This is a genomic window from Luteimonas yindakuii, assembly GCF_004803715.2.
GTDB lineage: Bacteria > Pseudomonadota > Gammaproteobacteria > Xanthomonadales > Xanthomonadaceae > Luteimonas > Luteimonas yindakuii.
The window spans coordinates 2,812,345-2,829,363 of record NZ_CP039383.2 but is presented as its reverse complement, the minus strand read 5'-3'; the positions used below and the strand labels follow the sequence as shown (position 1 = coordinate 2,829,363).

18 protein-coding genes are annotated in these 17,019 nt (G+C 70.4%); 5 read left to right on the top strand and 13 right to left on the bottom strand.

Annotation, left to right across the window (positions count from 1 at the left end; all coding sequences use genetic code 11):
- Positions 1–24 precede the first annotated feature (24 nt).
- Positions 25–1,308, bottom strand: a complete 1,284-nt coding sequence (locus tag E5843_RS13105) for an NAD(P)/FAD-dependent oxidoreductase (protein ID WP_136412890.1) — start codon at positions 1,306–1,308, stop codon at positions 25–27.
- Positions 1,309–1,426: 118 nt separating this feature from the next.
- A complete protein-coding gene (locus E5843_RS13100; protein ID WP_244240787.1) occupies positions 1,427–2,065 on the bottom strand; it encodes a copper resistance protein B in 639 nt (212 codons plus the stop codon).
- On the opposite strand from E5843_RS13100, the gene E5843_RS14455 reads away from it, so the two are divergent.
- A complete protein-coding gene (locus tag E5843_RS14455; RefSeq protein WP_244240786.1) occupies positions 2,057–2,881 on the top strand; it encodes a hypothetical protein in 825 nt (274 codons plus the stop codon). The two genes, E5843_RS13100 and E5843_RS14455, sit on opposite strands and share 9 nt — an antisense overlap.
- Here E5843_RS14455 and E5843_RS13090 read toward each other — a convergent pair.
- From E5843_RS13090 to E5843_RS13055, 8 genes are all read right to left on the bottom strand, one after another.
- The gene (locus tag E5843_RS13090; RefSeq protein WP_136412887.1) at positions 2,830–4,728 is read right to left on the bottom strand and encodes a copper resistance system multicopper oxidase; all 1,899 of its coding nucleotides are present in this window, start codon (positions 4,726–4,728) and stop codon (positions 2,830–2,832) included. The two genes, E5843_RS14455 and E5843_RS13090, sit on opposite strands and share 52 nt — an antisense overlap.
- Before the next feature lie 97 nt (positions 4,729–4,825).
- A complete protein-coding gene (locus E5843_RS13085) occupies positions 4,826–5,218 on the bottom strand; it encodes a CopL family metal-binding regulatory protein (protein WP_141066070.1) in 393 nt (130 codons plus the stop codon).
- Between the two features lie 198 nt (positions 5,219–5,416).
- The gene (locus E5843_RS13080) at positions 5,417–5,887 is read right to left on the bottom strand and encodes a hypothetical protein (RefSeq protein WP_136412885.1); all 471 of its coding nucleotides are present in this window, start codon (positions 5,885–5,887) and stop codon (positions 5,417–5,419) included.
- 132 nt (positions 5,888–6,019) lie between these two features.
- The gene (locus tag E5843_RS13075) at positions 6,020–6,805 is read right to left on the bottom strand and encodes a hypothetical protein (protein ID WP_136412884.1); all 786 of its coding nucleotides are present in this window, start codon (positions 6,803–6,805) and stop codon (positions 6,020–6,022) included.
- Between the two features lie 398 nt (positions 6,806–7,203).
- On the bottom strand, positions 7,204–7,635 hold the full coding sequence (locus tag E5843_RS13070; RefSeq protein ID WP_136412883.1) for a DUF1801 domain-containing protein: 432 nt from the start codon (positions 7,633–7,635) through the stop codon (positions 7,204–7,206).
- 97 nt (positions 7,636–7,732) lie between these two features.
- Complete coding sequence (locus E5843_RS13065) at positions 7,733–8,176, bottom strand: SRPBCC domain-containing protein (protein WP_136412882.1); 444 nt, start codon at positions 8,174–8,176, stop codon at positions 7,733–7,735.
- A gap of 180 nt (positions 8,177–8,356) precedes the next feature.
- Entirely contained in the window at positions 8,357–9,649 is a 1,293-nt protein-coding gene (locus tag E5843_RS13060) for an amidohydrolase family protein (RefSeq protein WP_141066069.1), read from the bottom strand.
- The gene (locus E5843_RS13055) at positions 9,646–11,070 is read right to left on the bottom strand and encodes an amidohydrolase (RefSeq protein WP_136412881.1); all 1,425 of its coding nucleotides are present in this window, start codon (positions 11,068–11,070) and stop codon (positions 9,646–9,648) included. The genes E5843_RS13060 and E5843_RS13055 overlap by 4 nt, the downstream gene beginning before the upstream one ends.
- A 121-nt stretch (positions 11,071–11,191) precedes the next feature.
- On the opposite strand from E5843_RS13055, the gene E5843_RS13050 reads away from it, so the two are divergent.
- The 3 genes from E5843_RS13050 to E5843_RS13040 are packed head-to-tail and all read left to right on the top strand — an operon-like array spanning position 11,192 to position 13,103.
- A complete protein-coding gene (locus tag E5843_RS13050; RefSeq protein WP_134674339.1) occupies positions 11,192–11,968 on the top strand; it encodes an AMP nucleosidase in 777 nt (258 codons plus the stop codon).
- A gap of 20 nt (positions 11,969–11,988) precedes the next feature.
- The gene (locus tag E5843_RS13045; RefSeq protein WP_208542755.1) at positions 11,989–12,573 is read left to right on the top strand and encodes a DUF411 domain-containing protein; all 585 of its coding nucleotides are present in this window, start codon (positions 11,989–11,991) and stop codon (positions 12,571–12,573) included.
- Positions 12,570–13,103 carry a DUF924 family protein gene (locus E5843_RS13040; protein ID WP_136412879.1) on the top strand — a complete coding sequence of 178 codons (534 nt, stop codon included), beginning with the start codon at positions 12,570–12,572 and terminating at the stop codon, positions 13,101–13,103. The genes E5843_RS13045 and E5843_RS13040 overlap by 4 nt, the downstream gene beginning before the upstream one ends.
- 546 nt (positions 13,104–13,649) lie before the next feature.
- On the opposite strand, the gene grxD is transcribed toward E5843_RS13040, so the two are convergent.
- Positions 13,650–14,582: a Grx4 family monothiol glutaredoxin gene (grxD, locus tag E5843_RS13035; RefSeq protein ID WP_134674337.1), complete on the bottom strand. Its 933-nt coding sequence runs from the start codon at positions 14,580–14,582 to the stop codon at positions 13,650–13,652.
- A 59-nt stretch (positions 14,583–14,641) separates the two neighbouring features.
- Between grxD and E5843_RS13030 the strand changes: the two genes are divergently transcribed.
- Positions 14,642–15,550, top strand: coding sequence for a polysaccharide deacetylase family protein (locus E5843_RS13030; RefSeq protein WP_136412878.1), 909 nt, complete (start codon positions 14,642–14,644; stop codon positions 15,548–15,550).
- A 200-nt stretch (positions 15,551–15,750) separates the two neighbouring features.
- On the opposite strand, the gene E5843_RS13025 is transcribed toward E5843_RS13030, so the two are convergent.
- Positions 15,751–16,011 (bottom strand): hypothetical protein, encoded by a 261-nt coding sequence (locus E5843_RS13025; protein WP_136412877.1) that lies wholly within the window; start codon positions 16,009–16,011, stop codon positions 15,751–15,753.
- A gap of 65 nt (positions 16,012–16,076) precedes the next feature.
- Entirely contained in the window at positions 16,077–16,772 is a 696-nt protein-coding gene (locus tag E5843_RS13020) for a hypothetical protein (RefSeq protein ID WP_136412876.1), read from the bottom strand.
- Between the last annotated feature and the right edge of the window lie 247 nt (positions 16,773–17,019).

Below are 17,019 nucleotides of genomic sequence, written 5' to 3'. Positions count from 1 at the left end.
CTTGGCGACAAGCGGATGGCGCCTTCAACCTTCATCGGATCCCGCGCCCGGCGGGTCGAGGATGATCCGTGCGGCGCGCTGGTAGGTCCAGTACGCCCAGGTCCAGTTGAGCAGCACCGACAGGCGGTTGCGGAAGCCGATCAGGAAGAACACGTGCGCCCACAGCCAGAACCACCACGCTGGCGCGCCCGACAGGTGCAGGCGACCGAGGTCGGCCACCGCCGCACGCCGGCCGATGGTGGCGAGGTTGCCGAGATCGCGGTAGCGGAACGCCGGGACCGCGCCGCGTCCGGCCAGGCGCGAGCGCACCACCCGTGCCACGTGCCGGCCCATCTGCTTGGCCGCTGGCGCCACGCCGGGCACCGGGCGGCCGTCCTGCTGCACGCTGGCGAGGTCGCCGGCAACGAAGATCTCCGGGTGGCCGGGTACCGACAGGTCGGCAGTGACGGGTACGCGGCCGGCGCGATCGAGCTCCACGTCGAGCATGCCGCCCAGCGGCGAGGCCGCCACGCCGGCCGCCCACACCACCGTGCGTGCCGGCACCACGCGCGCGCCGAGATGGAAGCCCGCGGCGTCGATGTGGGTGACGGGAATGCCCGTCATCACTTCGACGCCGAGCCGTTGCAGCTGCAGGCGTGCCTTCGCCGACAGCGCTTCCGGAAACCCCGACAGCACCCGCGGGCCTGCTTCCACCAGCCGTACCCGCGCGCTGGCCGGGTCGATGTTGCGGAACTCCTCGCGCAGGGTGTGGCGCGCGATTTCCGCCAGCGTGCCTGCCAGCTCCACGCCGGTCGGCCCGCCGCCGACGATGGCGAAGCTGAGCCACGCCGCGCGACGCTCCGGATCCGGTTCCGCCTCGGCCCGCTCGAACGCCAGCAGCAGGCGGCGGCGCAGCATCAGCGCGTCCTCGAGCGTCTTCAGCCCGGGCGCGTGTGCCGCCCACTGGTCGTTGCCGAAATAGGCATGGGTGGCACCACTGGCCAGCAGCAGCGTGTCGTAGGCCAGCGTGCTGCCATCGGCGAGCGCGATGCAGCGCGTGTTGCGGTCGATGCCGGTGACGGTGGCCATCCGCACCTCGACATTGCGCTGCGTGCGCAGGATATGGCGCAGCGGTGCGGCGATGTCGGGCGCCGACAGGCCGGCCGTCGCCACCTGGTAGAGCAGCGGCTGGAACAGGTGGTGGTTGCCGCGATCGACCAGGGTGATGCGCACCGGCGCCGATGCCAGGCCGCGCGTGGCCCACAGGCCGGCGAAGCCACCGCCGACGATGACGACATGGTGGCTGCTGGTGTTCACGGCGTCGGGCATGGATGCAGCCTAGAGCTGGGCCGTGCCAGCACGCGTGAGCAGGGCGGGGATCGTCGTGGAACGGTGGGCGCGGGCACGGCGTTTCCGCTGCGTCCCTCCGCGCGCCGGTCGCGACTCGTCACCACCAGCCGCGCAAGCCGGCGACCACCCGCGTGTCCCGCGCGGCGTCGCCTGCCGCGCGCGCATGCGCGGCGGTGCCGCCGAACAGCCGCTCGTGCACCACGCCGACGTACGGGGCGAACCGCGGGCTGATCTCGTAGCGCAGGCGCCAGCCGGCCTCGATGCCGTTGAGGCCGCTGCCGATGCCCTGGTCGGGTTCGTCGTCGAGCGCGGCGGTGGCCTCCAGCGACGGCCGCAGGATCAGCCGGTTGCTGAAGCGCACGTCGTACGCGGCCTCGGCTTTCAGCTGCACCTGGCCGCCGCTGCCCGCATACGCCATCGCGGTCAGCTCGATCATGCCCGGCGCGGTGCCCTCGACCCCGATCGCCGCCCAGCTGCGCGACGCCGGTCGGGTGTCCTGGCGCACGCCGGCCAGCACCTCCCACCACGGCGTCACGCTGCGGCCGAACAGCAGTTCGATGTCGGCGTTGTCGGTACGGCCATCACTGCGGCTGCCCTCGCTTCTCAGCCACAACCGCTGCAGGTCGCCACCGACCCAGGCCTCGACTTCCCACAGCTCACCCGTGCCCTGATCCGTGTCCCACACCTCGAGGCGGTCGACCTCGATCTGCCACGCGACCTGCGATGCGTGCGTCATCGCGTGCGGCGCGAGCGGCGGAAACGCGGCCGCGCGGTCGGCATCGGTCAGCGGCGGGACCGGGGTGTGCCCGTCACGTCCGGCATGCGTTCCGTACTCGTCATGCGCCGGATGTCCGACAGTGCCGTGTTCGCCGTGCGCGGAATGTCCGCCATGCGCGCCGTGTTGGCCGTGCGTGGAGTCTCCGCCATGCGCGCCGTGCTCACCGTGTTGTGCGTGTGCGGCTTCTCCATGCCCGGTGTGTCCGCGATGCTCACCCTCGCGCGCCGGTCCCTGCATGTCCTGCCCCTGCACGTCATCCCCGCGAAGGCGGGGATCCATGGACGTCGGGCCACGGGGACGGGACGGTCCATGGACTCCCGCCTTCGCGGGGGTGACGGCGTTCGGCCCGTGAGCGTCCGTGTGCGTGCCGTGCCCGTTATGCCCACCATGTGCGGCATGTCCGACGTGCCGGCGGTGCTCGTCGTGGTGGCCGCCATGGTGCCCACCTTGCGCGCCTTGTTGCGTGCCATGCGTAGCCCGCGCGTGCCCATCGTGTGCGTGGTGCCTGCCAAGTCCACCGTGCGCGCGATGTCCGCGGTGCGTGGCTTCTCCACCCTGCCTCGGAGCATCCGCCGGCACCGGGCGCGTGGAATGGCCCATCGCTGCGTGTTCCGCCGTGCAGACAGTCGCGGTGTCGTGGGTCTGGCCTGTTGGATGCCGAGCCTGTGCATCCGCCACCATCGCAAGCGCGCCGAGGGCGATGCCGAACAGCCGGTGCGCGCTCATGCGGCCTCCCCGATGTGGACCTCGCGCATCATGCCGGCCTCCATGTGATACAGCAGATGGCAATGGAAGGCCCAGCGGCCGGCGGCATCGGCACGCACGCGGTAGCTGCGGCGCGTGCCCGGCGGCATGTCCACCGTGTGCTTGCGCACCATGAAGTCGCCATTCGCGTCCTCGAGGTCGCTCCACACGCCATGCAGATGGATGGGGTGGGTCATCATGGTGTCGTTGACCAGCACGATGCGCACGCGCTCGCCGTAGTTGAGCTGCAACGGCTGCGCGCTGGCGAACGGGATGCCGTCGAACGACCACGAGAACCTGCCCATGTGGCCGGTGAGGTGCAGTTCCACCTCGCGACCGGGATCGCGGCCGTCCTGGTCGCCGGCGATGCTGGCGAGATCGGCATAGGCCAGCACGCGACGGCCGTTGTCGCGCAGGCCGATGCCGGGATCGTCGAGGCGTGGCGTCGGCGTCATCGTCTGCATGTCGACCAGCGGATTGCGGGACTCGCTGGCCGGGTGCGCCTGCATGCCATCGCTGCCGTGGCCCGTATGCATGTCGTGGACGGGCTGTGCATCGCGATGCGCGTGCATGCCAGGCGTCTCAGGTGCGCCATGGCCTGCCTGCATATCCTGCGCCGCGTGCGCGCCCGCATGCGCATCGACGGCGTGCCCATCGGCGTGCACGCCCTGCGCCGATGGCGTGGATGGCATGGCGGACGACGCCCCATGCATCGCGTGGTCGCCATGCCCCATGTCGGCCATCGTCAGGCGCGGTCGCGGATCGATCGCCGGCAACGGCGCTTCCAGCCCCGGGCGCACCGCCAGCGTGCCGCGCGCGAAACCGGTGCGGCCCATGTCCTGGGCGAAGATCGTGTACGCATCCTGGCCCGACGGTTCGACGATCACGTCGAACGTCTCCGCCGCGGCGATGCGGAACTCGTCCACCGTCACCGGGTGCACCGGCAGGCCATCCGCGGCCACCACGGTCATCTTCAACCCCGGGATGCGCACGTCGAAATAGGTCATCGCGCCGGCATTGATGAAGCGCAGCAGCACCTTCTCGCCGGAGCGGAACAGGCCGGTCCAGTTCGATGCCGGCGTCGTGCCGTTCATCAGGTAGGTGTAGGTGTGCGCGTTGACGTCGGAGATGTCGGTCGGCGTCATCCGCATCCGCGCCCAAGCGCGGCGGTCGGCGACCGTCTGCGACCAGCCGTGCTCGCGCACGTCGCGGACGAAGTCGCCAACGGTGGGCTTGTAGCGGTTGTCGTACTCGGATTCCTTCTTCAGCCGCTGGAACAGCCGACCGGGGTCGAGGTCGGTCCAGTCCGACAGCAGCACCACATGCTCGCGGTCCCAGTGGTAGGGCAGCGGCTCGGCGGGGTCGATGATGATCGCGCCGTACAGGCCGGCCTGTTCCTGGAACAGCGAATGGCTGTGGTACCAGTAACTGCCCGATTGCCCGAGGGTGAAGCGGTAGAGATACGCCTCGCCCGGCGCGATGCCATCGAAGCTCAGTCCCGGCACGCCATCCATGTTGGCCGGCAGGATGATCCCGTGCCAGTGGATCGAGGTCACCGCATCGGGCAGGCGGTTGGCCACGCGCAGGGTCACGGTCTCACCCTGGCGCCAGCGCAGGAGTGGCGCCGGCAGGCTGCCGTTGACGGTGATCGCCGGGCGCGTGCGGCCGGTGAAGTTGACCGGCGTGCTGCCGATCGACAGGTCGAAGGCATTGCCGCGCAACACCTGCGGTCCACTGCGTGCGTCGGTAGCGGCGTGCGCAGGCAGGCGAACGCCGGCGGTGCCGAGCGCGAGGCCGCCAAGGGCCAGGCCCTGCACGAAGCGGCGACGCGACAGCGGCGCCTGCCACCCGCGGGGACGGGAAGGGTCGTGGTTCATCGGAAACTCCAGGCACGCATGCGTGCCGTCATGACATCGGTCAGCGCACCTGCGCGGATGCACGCAGGGCGGGGATGGTCGGCAGGCGACCGTGACGTCATGCGCGGATCGGCGGTCTCAGCGGCGGCGGGCCCGCGGCGGATGCCACGCCGGCCGTCGCCCGCAGCGCGGGTGCATCCGGCGGCTGCGCCGCTGGAAGCAGGCCGGGTGGTGTCGCCAGCGCCTGCGCCGGTTGCAGGCTGAGGTCCATGCACAGCTTCAGGCAGTCGGTGTCCCCGGGCCCGGGCGCAGCTGGATGGAGGGCTGGAGCCGGAGAGGGCACGGCTCCGCCCGCATGTGGGCAATCAGGATCCGCGGCCGATGCCATTGCTTCGGCCACCGCGTCGCCGGCGAGTGCGCCCAGCTGCACATGCACCGACGCCATGCCCGAGCCGATGCCGTTGAGCAGCAGCGTGATGCAGAGGAACAGGCGGAGGAGCAGCGGGCGCATGTGGAGGTGCACTGGCAGCGACCAGGGGCGACAGGATACTGCGTCGGCGCATTGCAACCTGTCGGGTTCGTTACTCACGATATCGCTGGCTCACGCCCGGCTGTGCGGGCATGCCGATCAACGCCAACGTCATCCCGGAAACCGACTGTGCGGCACGCCCTCCGGCGCGCGGTCGAGCACAGCGGACCCTGACCGCGGTCAGGGTTGTGGCCGCATGCGTGCAGGTTGCACCCTGGGCAGCGGCGACAGGCAAGCGCCTCCCGCGGTCAGGATGTCGCAGTGGTGATCCGAGTCGAAGCGGATGATCCGGTCTTGCGCTGCCTTGCAGAACTCCGCGTCCCATTGGCGCAGCGTCACACTCAACCGGCTGCTGACGCGTGGAAGCGTTGCGGTGACCTCGTCGGCGATGCGCTGTACTTCCTCTTCCGGATAGTGTGCCCGCAGACTCGCGTACGGCAGCAGGCCGGCGTCCGTGACGTCCCCGGTGACGACGGCCGTGCGGTGCGAGCGACCGCCGACGTAGTCGATGTCATCGAACGGAGATGCTTCGAACGTTGCAGGCACGCACGAGTACACGCGCAGCTCCACCCACGTTGTGATCAACGGAGAGTCAGCGTGTCCCGGCAGCGGCAAGCCGAGCAGGACGAGTACATAGAGGAGCCGTCGCATGCTTCCGTCCCCGGGATGCGGATGCCCGATAATGCATCACAGCGGGCCACCCCGCACACGACGGAACCGTCCTGCGTCGTTCCGGGCATATGCAAGAACACCCGCCCCGCGTGTGCGGGACGGGTTCCAAGGTCAGAAGTCCCAGCGCGCCGACAGCGTCACCGGCACCGACAGCCGGCTGCCGGTGTCGTTGATCGAGGCGAGGCCGAGGCCGCCGATCGCGCTGTCGTCGTCCTTGAGGTCACCGACATAGCGCACGCCACTGGCCAGCGTGACGCTGAAGGTGTCCGAGACCGGCATGACCACGCCGAGGTCGACTCCGCCGATCGCCGACCAGCCCGTCTCGTAGAACGGTGCCCCGGCGATGGTGATGCCGGCATCCGGGATCTCGAAGGTGGCGCGGATCCCGTTGGTGCGGGTCGCACCGATGCGCGCCCCCACGAACGGTCGCGCGAAGCCGACGGTGCCGAAGTAATGGCGGTAGCCGAGTTCGGCCGACAGGGCCTCGTAGTCGCCGAAGGTGCCGTATACCGGCAGCTCGGTGTCCAGCGCCGGCACATACGCTCCGCCCACCTGCACGCTGCCTTCCTCGGCCATCGTCTTGCGAACGGAGCCGAACACTTCGGCGCTGTCGCTCAGGCCGTAGCCGAATTCGAGGCCGATCGTGGTGGCCTGATCGTAGATGCGGTCATGCCCGCGAGCGCCGATGCGCAACTCCGCGGCAACGCCGGCGAGTGCGGGGTTGAGCGGCCCGAGGTCGGGCACCTGGGCGACGGCGCCATCGTGGACATCGCCGCTGAGCGGCGCATCCACACCACCCACCAGCGAAAGCGAGTAGCGCCCGGCCTCCGGGCCGGCGGCGTGGGCGGAGGTGGCCAGCAGGGCGGAAAGGGGAACAAGCAACCAGGAAGCGTGCATGGGGAGCTCCAGTCCAGCAGTCAGGGGGACGACGCCGCGATGGCGACGGCGTAGACGCTAGGGCCGGGGCCGTTAGATGTTGATAAAACATTAAGCTGTACAGAGCTTGTACATTCGCCGTCCGGAAGGCCACAAGAGGTGCTGTTTTCGCCATCGATGGCGCCGGGCGACGCTCCGGATGCGCACGATGCCCAGGGCTTGGCGGAAAAAGCGCAAGCGACCGCACTGGACATGCGAGCGGTGGCGAAAAAAGCGCCATGCATGGCCCCGCAGGACGCTCAGGAGGCGTCGTGGAGCCCGGTCAGTGGCGAAATAAGCGCCACCGCTCGCGCGCAAGGTGGAAGCGCCGCGCCGTAAGCGTCGTGCGTAGCGCAAGACATCAGCGGCCCGACGGACCGCTAGGCTCCATCCTGTGGTCCATGACGGCGCTTCACCTGGGCGATGGAGTCATCGACCAGTTGCCGGAGCACCGATGTGTCCAGGTCGGCCAACTGTTTGAAATACAGGCAGGATTTTCCCATCCGGTGCCTGCCGAGTCTGGACAGCAGCGCCTGCTGCGGGTCGCCCTCGCAATCGAGGTACAGCACGAGTTCGCGGCCCCGGATGGCAAAGGCGGCAAGAGGCGCCTCACCGCTGCGGCCGCTCTCATAGGTGTAGCGGTAGGAGCCGAAGCCGACGATGCTCGGTCCCCACATGCGGGGAGGGGCCCGGGTGGCTGCGCCAAGCAGCGCCAGCAGCTCCTGGCAGTCGGCGCGCTGCTGCGCACTGGCCCGCGAGGCGATGTGCTCTTCCACGCTGGCGTGGGTGGACTGCGTCTTGTTCCCGGACATTCCTGCCCCCTCCGTGATCCGACCTGCGTGGGTTGCTGCCCGCCAAAGCGATGCCACCCCGGAGTATGGACCTCGCCCCTGGGACGTCGGCATCGAATCAGGTGGCGCCACGATCCCGGCCGAGCACTTCGGTCAGCCGATCCAGGTTCTGCTCGTTCGCCGGTCCGGCGCGTTGTTTCACCGCCTGCGCTGTCCGCGCATCCTCGAAGACCTGCGCCCAGGTCAGGAGCGTCCCATCACCGACCGGTGCGAGTTCGACCGTCAGCGTGAAGTGCGGAGCGCAGTCATGGCGGATGACGATCCTGGCGTCGGGCACCAGGGCCACGAAGACGCTTTCATTGACGTGGTCATTGCCGTCGGGGCCGTGCATGACGAACTTCCAGCGGCCGCCTGCAGTGAACTCGAACACCTCGAAGGTATTCGTGAACCCGTCCGGGCCCCACCATCGGGACAGCAGGTCGGGCGACGCAAAGGCGCCGTATATCTGTGCAGGGGAATACGGCAACGTTCTCGAGGTGCGCAGTGTCCGGTCTTCAGCCATGACAGTGACTCCGGCTTGACCCATACAGACCCCCCGGGTCGGGGGTGGCCCGATGGTCCGTGCGACGCAGGCACCGGTCAAAGCGGCCGTGCACGCTACCGACGGCCTGGTGTTGGCGCCACGGATCATGCAGCGACGGCGGCTATCACCCGGTGCGGGGTGATAGCCGCCTGCAGTACCTCAGCGGCTGTAGGCCCGCGGCAGTCCGCCCTGCTCGCGCGGCGATGCCTCGCGCAGGTAACGGTCGCGCAGTTCGGTCTGGCGCGAGCGCATGGGGATGGCGCGGCCGTCGAACCAGGTCTGCTCGGCGGTGTGGATGACATCGAGCGGGTCGCCGCTCCACAGCACCAGGTCGGCGCGCTGGCCAACTGCAATCGTGCCGACGCCGTCCACGCCCAGGGTTTCCGCGGGCACGCGGGTGAGGCCTGCGAGCGCTGCATCCCAGGGCATGCCGTTGGCGACCGCGTTGCCGGCCAGCTGGCGCAGCTTGCGCGCGTTGTGGGCGGCGTCGCTGGCCTGCGCGAACGACACCTTTACGCCGGCGGCGTGCAGGCGGGCGGCGTTCTCCAGCGAGGCGTGCAGCTGGTCGAAGCCGGCCGGCAGGTTGTCGAGCGGATCGACGAACACCGGCACGTTGGCCGCGGCGAGTTCGCCTGCCACGCGCCAGGCTTCGCTGCCACCGGCGATGGCGATGCGCAGGTTGTGGCGCTGCGCCCAGCGCAGCAGCTGGCGGATGTCGGCGGCGCGGTCAACCGCCACCAGCACGCGGCCGTTGCCGTCGAGGTAGCGGGTGAGCGCGCCGCGGCCGGCCGGCGTCAGCAGCGACACGTGCGAGCCGACCGGGATGCGGCCGCGCGCCTCGTCAATGATCTGGTCGAGCAGCATCCACTGCGCCGCGCGCGAGGTGCCGGTGAGTTCCGCCCCGCGCGCGCCCAGCTGCAGGAACAGCAGGCGTGGGCCGGCGGGGTCGATGCTGCCGTCCAGCCGCATCGGCGCACCCTGGCCGGCGATGATCGAACCGCCGGCCGTCGCACCGGCCGCCAGCAGGGTGAAGCCGATGCCTTCGGCGGTGGCGACCGGGCGCAGGATCGAATCCGGGTTGTAGGCCAGGGTCACGTCGAACTCCGGCCGCACCACCATGTCCTTGGCGCCGTCTCCGAGCGCGAGGCGCCCGTCGCTGGTGCTGTCCTCGCCGGACACCTCCTCGATGCCGAGGCCGTTGATGCCGCCGAACAGCGCCGGCGTCAGCGGCCTGCCGGCCGCCTCCACCACCGGCACGCCACCGGCGGCAAGGCCGCTGCCGACCTCGACGATGCGCCCGCCGCGCACCAGCACGTCAGCGCTCTGCAGGGTGCCGCTGGCGGTTGCGGTGTGCACGGTGGCGTTGCGGATCAGCACGTCCTGCGCGGCAACCGGCAGCGCGAGGGCCGCGGCAAGCGCGGTGGCGAGCAGGACCGGGAGGCGGCGGCTCATCGGGTACCTCCGGCCGACTGGCCCAGCATGAAATCGGACACCGGTTGCCGGCCGCGGTCCTCGCGGTCGTAGACGCGCGCGCCGTCGATGTAGACGTGCTCGGCCAGCGCGTAGCTCGAGAACGGGTCGCGGTTCCACACCACCACGTCGGCCATCTTGCCGGGCTCCAGGGTGCCGGTTTCATGCAGGATGCCCATCGAGCGCGCGGGGTTGGCGGTGACCCAGGTGATCGCGCGTTCGGGCGCGATGTCGATGCCGGCGCGGCGCGCGCTGGCCATCACCTTGGCGGTTTCCTGGTTGAGGCGCTGGATGCCCTCGCTGGAATCGGAATGCACGATCGCGCAGCCGTTGGCGGGGCGGTCGACCAGTGCCACGTTCTCCTGGATGCCGTCGAAGGCTTCCATCTTGAAGCCCCACCAGTCCGCCCACAGCGCGCCGCAGATGCCTTCGCGGGCGAGGTCGTCGGCGAGCTTGTAGGCCTCCACGCCGTGGTGGAAGGCGGCGATGCGGAAGCCGAACTCGTCCGCCAGCTGCATCATGTTGGCCATCTCGTCGGCGCGGTAGCAGTGGATGTGGACGAGGATGTCGCCATTGAGCGCGCCGGCCAGCGTGTCCAAGCGCAGGTCGCGCTTGCCGGCCCCGTTGCCGTTGCCGTTCTCGCTGCCACTGCCGCTGTTGCGACCACGACGGCGCGGCGCGTCCTCGTTCGGGGTGTTGCGGGTGCGGTACTCGGCAGCCTCGGCGAACGCGGCGCGGAAGCCGGCGATATTGCCCATGCGCGTGGCCGGGCCGCCCTTCTGGCCATAGACGCGCTTGGGGTTCTCGCCGCAGGCCATCTTCAGCCCGTGCGGCGCACCGGGGAACTTCATCGCCTGCACGGTGGTGGCGGCAACGTTCTTCAGCGTCACCCCGCGGCCCCCGAACAGGTTGGCCGAGCCGGGCAGGATCTGCAGCGAGGTGACGCCGCCGGCCAGCGCCGCGGCGAAGCCCGGGTCCTGCGGCCACACTGAATGCTCGGCCCACACCGCGGCGGTGTTGGGGTTGGTCATCTCGTTGCCGTCGCTGTGCGCGCGCACGCCCGGGCTGGGGTAGACGCCCAGGTGCGAGTGCACGTCGACCAGCCCGGGGGTGACCCACTTGCCGGTGCCGTCGACCACGGTCGCGCCCTGCGGCGCTTCGAGGCCCGGGCCCACCGCCTCGATGCGGCCGTCGACCAGCAGCACGTCGGCGCCGTCGAGGCGTTCTCCGGTGCCGGTGAGCACCGTCGCGCCACGGATCAGCACCGGCGCGCTGGCGATCGGCGCATAGGTGCTGGTGTAGGGATCGTGGGCGAAGCGGGCCACGCCCTGGGGCGCGTCCTGTGCCATGGCAGGCGCGATCGCGAGCACCGCGGCCAGCGCCGCGGACAGTGGTTTGAGCATCGGTGGTTCCCCGGGACGTCGAATCGCCAACGCTAGCCGCTGCGGTGGAGGCTGCCAACCTGACGTTGGTCATGGGCTCCACGCCGGCAGCACCTAGAATGGGGCGCAAAAAGGAGAACGCATGAAGAACAAGTCCCAGATCGTCGACAACTGGCTGCCGCGCTACACCGGCGTGCCGCTGGACGGCTTCGGCGAGCACATCCTGCTCACCAACTTCGGCGGCTACCTCGCCCATTTCGCCCGCCTGACCGGTGCGGAGATCGTCGGTGCCGATCGCCCGATGCCCAGCGCCACGGCCGACGGCATCACCATGATCAACTTCGGCATGGGCAGCCCCAACGCGGCGACGATGATGGACCTGCTGTCGGCGATCGCGCCCAAGGCGGTGCTGTTCCTCGGCAAGTGCGGCGGGCTCAAGCGCAAGAACCAGCTGGGCGACCTGGTGCTGCCGATCGCGGCGATCCGCGGTGACGGCACCAGCAACGACTACCTGCCGCCGGAAGTGCCGGCGCTGCCGGCGTTCGCGCTGCAGCGCGCGGTGTCGACCACGATCCGCGACCTCGGCCACGATTACTGGACCGGCACCGTGTTCACCACCAACCGCCGGGTGTGGGAGCACGACGACGAGTTCAAGGCCTACCTGCGTCGGCTGCGCTGCATGGCGATCGACATGGAGACCGCGACGATCTTCGCCGCCGGCTTCGCCAACCGCATCCCGTGTGGCGCATTGCTGCTGGTGTCGGACCAGCCGATGGTGCCGGAAGGGGTGAAGACCGAAGCCAGCGATGCCAAGGTCAGTGCCGAGTACGTGGAAAACCACATCCAGGTCGGCATCGAGGCGCTGCGGCTGATCCGCCGTCATGGCAAGTCGGTGCGCCACCTGCGGTTCGACGAATAGCGCCCTCACGGAGCCTGCCCATGCATCACAACGCCCTGACCCTTGCCGTCGCGCTCGCCGCGGTTTCGCTGTCCGCGTGTGCGCAAGACGCCACCCTGCCGGCCGCCGCGACCGCCGCGACCGCAGCCCCCGCTCCACAGGCTGGGCCGCCGGCAGCGGGTCCGGTCAGCGTCGAGGTTGCGGATCCGGCCGCCGCCGCGTTCGCGTGGCCGACGATGACCGTCCACAAGAGTCCCTCCTGCGGCTGCTGCGTGGTGTGGGTCGAGCACATGCGCGGTGCAGGCGTGCCGGTTGAAGTGGTCGATACCGACGACATGGGGCCGATCAAGCATCAGCTTGGCGTGCCCTACGGAAAGGGGTCGTGCCATACCGCGCACATCGATGGCTACCTCATCGAAGGCCATGTGCCGGTCGCCGACATCCACCGCCTGTTGCAGGAGCGTCCGCAGGCGCGGGGGCTGGTGCTGCCGGGCATGCCCGCAGGATCGCCCGGGATGGAGATGCCCGACGGGCGCCGCCAGGCATTCACCGTGGAGCTGGTGGCCGCCGACGGCAGCACCAGCGACTGGGCGCACCACCCGGCGCGCGACGGAAACGCGCGATGAGCGCCGGGAACGAGGTGGCGGCGTTCTGGCGCGAGGCAGGCCCGGGCAAGTGGTTCAACGGCGGTGAAGCGTTCGACCGCGAGTGCCTGCGCTTTCTGGATGCCCACCACGCGGCCGCGCGTCGCGAGTACGAGCACTGGCAGGACACGCCGGAGGGTCTGGCCGGGCTGCTGATCCTGCTCGACCAGATCCCGCGCAATGCGTTCCGCGGCAGTGGCCACGCATTCGCCACCGACGGCCTGGCGCTGCACTACGCGCGCTGTGCGGTCGCGCGCGGCATGGACGTGCAGGTGGATACGGAGCTGCGCGCGTTCGTGTACCTGCCGTTCGAACACTCGGAAGTGCTGGCCGACCAGCACGAGGCGGTGCGCCTGTTCCGCACGCTCGGCAATGCGGAATACGACCGCTACGCGCTGGCCCACCTCGACGTCATCGAGCGTTTCGGCCGTTTCCCGCACCGCAACGCCGCGCTCGGACGCATCAATACCGCCGACGAGCAGGCGTGGCTGGATGCGGGCGGCGGGTTCTGAAGTCCGCGGCCGGATCGAAGACGTCCAGTTGAAGTTCGCGGCAGCCCGCCGCGGCCACAGGGGGATGCCCAGCCGGATATCTCCGCGTCCTGCTCCCACATCCGGCCGCCGGCCATCCATGGCCGGCTCTGGACATCCCCCTGTGGCCGCGGCGGGCCCCGACCTGTCGTCGCGTCTGGACCGAGGTCAAGGGCGCCGAACGGGCGCCGGGCGGTGACAGGTTCAAGTGCAGCCGCTGTTGATCCTCGTGCCGAAGCCGGCGCATGCCAGAGCCCGTCGCGTGCCCCGGCGGGTGTGCTCCCAGCCGGCCATGGATGGCCGGCGGCCGGCCGTGGTAGCTGGATGCGGACTTCGGCCGGGGGAGCACACCCGCCGGGGCGCGCGACGGGTAGCGCGCATCACAACGGAGCAATGCGGCCGCACAAGTGCCGCAGCTGCGCATCGTCACGCGGTCGCTGGAGAAAGGACTTCTCCGACCCATCAAAAAGGGCAGCCGCTTTCGCGACCGCCCCTGTGTGTACCTATGCTGCGCGGCGTTGCGCGAACTCAGTAGCGCGGCACCGTGGCGTCGACGGTCTGCGACCACGCGTCGATGCCGCCTTCGACGTTGTAGACGCGGGTAAAGCCCAGCGCGTGGAACTGCTCGGCGGCCTGGCGGCTGCGCACGCCGGTATGGCACAGGAACGCGATCGCGGTGTCCTTGGGCAGGCCTTCCAGGCGTTCACGGTTGCCGCCGTCGAGGGTCTCGAAGGCCACGTTCACCGACGCCTGCGCGCGCTCGTCGGCAGGACGCACGTCGACCAGCGTCAGCGTGCCGGTGCGCACCTGCGCATCGGCTTCGGCGGACACCAGCGGCAGCACCGGCTTCGGCGCGTTCGGGTTCTCCACCACCAGGCCCTTGCCGCGCACGTCGTCCACCCAGTCGATGGTGATGCCATCGGCGCGGCGCGCGCTGGCGGCGTCGAACTGGATGCGGATGCCCGCGCTTTCCACCGCGATCGCGCTGTCGCTGGCCTGGGCGATCTGGAAGCGCGGCTGGAAGCGGCCGTCGATCGCCAGCGCGAGCGCGGTGTTGGTGCCGGCACCGTCGAGTGCCTCGCGCAGCATCTTCGCCGCCTCGGCGGTCACGGTGACGTTGGACGGCGGCGTGCGGTCGGGCGCGGCAATGCCGAGCGCGGTATTGAGATCGCCGGAGTTGGCCATCTCCTCGATGATGTCGCTGCCACCGACCAGCTCGCCGCCGATGTAGAGCTGCGGGATCGTCGGCCAGTTGCCGTAGGCCTTGATGCCGTCGCGGATTTCCGGGTCGGCCAGCACGTTGACGTGGGCGTATTCGACACCGAGGTCATCGAGGATGCCGGCCGCCTTGGCCGAGAAGCCGCACTGCGGCATCGACGGCTGGCCCTTCATGAACAGCACCACCTGGTTGGACTGCAGCAGGGATTCGATGCGCTCGCGCACAGCGGGGGACAGGGACATGGCATCGGCTCGGCGTTGCGGAAGAACTGGGCATTTTACCCGCGTGGCATCATCCGGGCATGAGCGCCCGGGAAACACAGCGGCCCCCGCAACATGACCCGACGCCGGCTGCCGGCGAGGACCTGCTGCGCGTGCCGCGCCACCCGCATGCGTGGATATGGTGGGTGGGCGCATCGCAGCTGGCGGTGATCGCGATCTGGCTGGCGTGGGGCTGGCGCGCAGGGCTGCCGGCGTTGCTGCTCTCGCATGCGTTGGTGCTGGTGCCGGTGTTCCGTGCGCGCTCGCAGGTGTATGCGCCGGTGCTGTCGCGACTGCCGATCGACACGCGCCGGGTGTGGCTGACCATCGACGACGGCCCGTCCGACGACACCCTGCCCATCCTCGACCTGCTCGATCGCCACCAGGCGAAGGCGACGTTTTTCCTGGTCGGTGCGCGCGCGCAGGCGCGGCCGCAGCTGGTCGCGGAGATCGTCCGTCGCGGCCACGGCGTCGGCAACCACAGCCACACGCATCTGCAGGCCTGGTTCTGGGCGCTGGGTCCGCGCCGCATGCGCGACGAGGTGCTGCGCGCGCAGGCCACGCTGACCACGCTGATCGGGCAGCCCCCGCGCTGGTTCCGTTCGGTGGTGGGGATGACCAATCCCTTCGTGGCGGCGCCATTGCGCGATGGCGGGCTGACGCGGGTGGCGTGGAATGCACGCGGTTACGACGCGGTACGCGCCGACCCCGCCACCGTGGTGGCGCGCATCGAACGCGACCTCGCCCCCGGCGCGATCGTGCTGCTGCACGAGGGCGCGCCGCACGGCCGCAGCGCGGAGACCATCGCCCTGCTGCTGCGGCGGCTGGATGCGCTGGGCTACGGCAGCGTGCTGCCGGAGGCGCTGATGGGGGCGTCGGCGGCACCGTGCGCGGCCGCAATGGAACGTCAGCAACCGTCGCTGCCCGTCGCTATCGCCGACGAGCACTGAAGTCGCCCAGCGCTCCGGGAACCCTGCCGGAGCCGGCGGTGCGAGGTTTCGACAACCGACGTCCATGGACTCCCGCCTTCCGCGGGAGTGACGACGACAGGTGCCTGGGTCCGGGACGTGTGGTCCCGGTCCGCGGTACTTGAACCCCTCTCTTTCCCACGGGAGAGGGGCCGGGGTGAGGGGCAAGGCCGGCGGCCCGCTCAGCGCGGCTCGCTGTTGTTGCCACGTCCCACGTCGCTGCGCACGTCGTCCATGAAGGACGGGCCGGGGCCGTCGTCGCCAATCTGGTCGTCGAGCTCGGGATCGAGCAGGTTGGCCTGGTCGTCGAGGCCGACGTTGTCCAGCGCCGCCTGCGAGCGCGGGTCGCGCAATGGCGGCCCGCCGCGCGAGGCGACCGCATCGTTGCGGTCGCGGGTCTGTTCCGGCGACTCCGGGGCGGGCTCGTGCGTGTCCTTGTTCATGGCTGCATCCTCGATGTGGGGGCATGCAGGCTGGCACCGCCGGTGTCGCGGCCGCGGCAAGGTCGTCAGCGGGTGCGGCCGCGCTTTGCCGGCGTTTTTTCCGCCTTGCGCGGCGCCGCGCGCTTGGCCACCTTGCGCGCCGCCTGCTTGCCGCTGTCGTTGTTGCCGGACGCACGGCGCGCTGCGCCCTTGGTGGCGGTTGCGGTGGCAGGAGCCTTCTTCGCCACGGCTTTCTTGCGCGGCCGTGCAGCAGCCTTGCGTGCCGGACCCGTGCCTGCGGCGTCTGCCGCAGTGTCGGCAGTGTCGGCCGCTGCATCCGATCGCGAGGCCGCACCCGGCGCACCGGTACCGGCACCGAAAGCCTGCAGCGCCTGTTCGATGATCGACTGCAGGTCGCCCGCACCGGCACCCGCATCCCCCAGCGCGGCGGCAGTGGCCTGCTGCCAGTCGGCCAGCGCGGCCTGGAACCCGGTGGCGAAGTTCATCTGCCCGCCCAGCGCGGTCTGCGCCGTGGCCTGCAGATCCCCGAGGCCGTGCGACGCCAGCCGCTGCAGCGCCTGCGCCGGAAGCGCCGCCAGCGATTGCCAGTCACCCGCGCGCAGGGCCTCGAGATCCACGTTGGCACCGGCGGCGCCGTCATCGAGCTCGCGGGCCAGCAGGGCGGTCCACTGCGTGCGGTTGTCTTCCAGCAATTCGCCGATGCGCAACCAGAGATCGAGGTTGGCCTTGTACAGCGCCTGCGGCAACGTGGGCATGCTCATCACGGGCTCCTTGTCGTGGACAACGGGACTGCCGGGAAGGGTGGCCGTGGCCGTTCGGGCCGGGCCTGGCATCCGCAGCAGCGACACGGCCGTGCGGTGCGCGTGGCCAGTCTGCAACAGTTCCGCCCGCGTGGGCGCGATGCCGACACGCGGCACCGCCGCGATGCGCGCCATTCACGCGCCAGCGCAGGCTGCATGTTCCGCCCTGACGACCCACCGGCTATGGTGGCGACCCCATTCCGCCGGA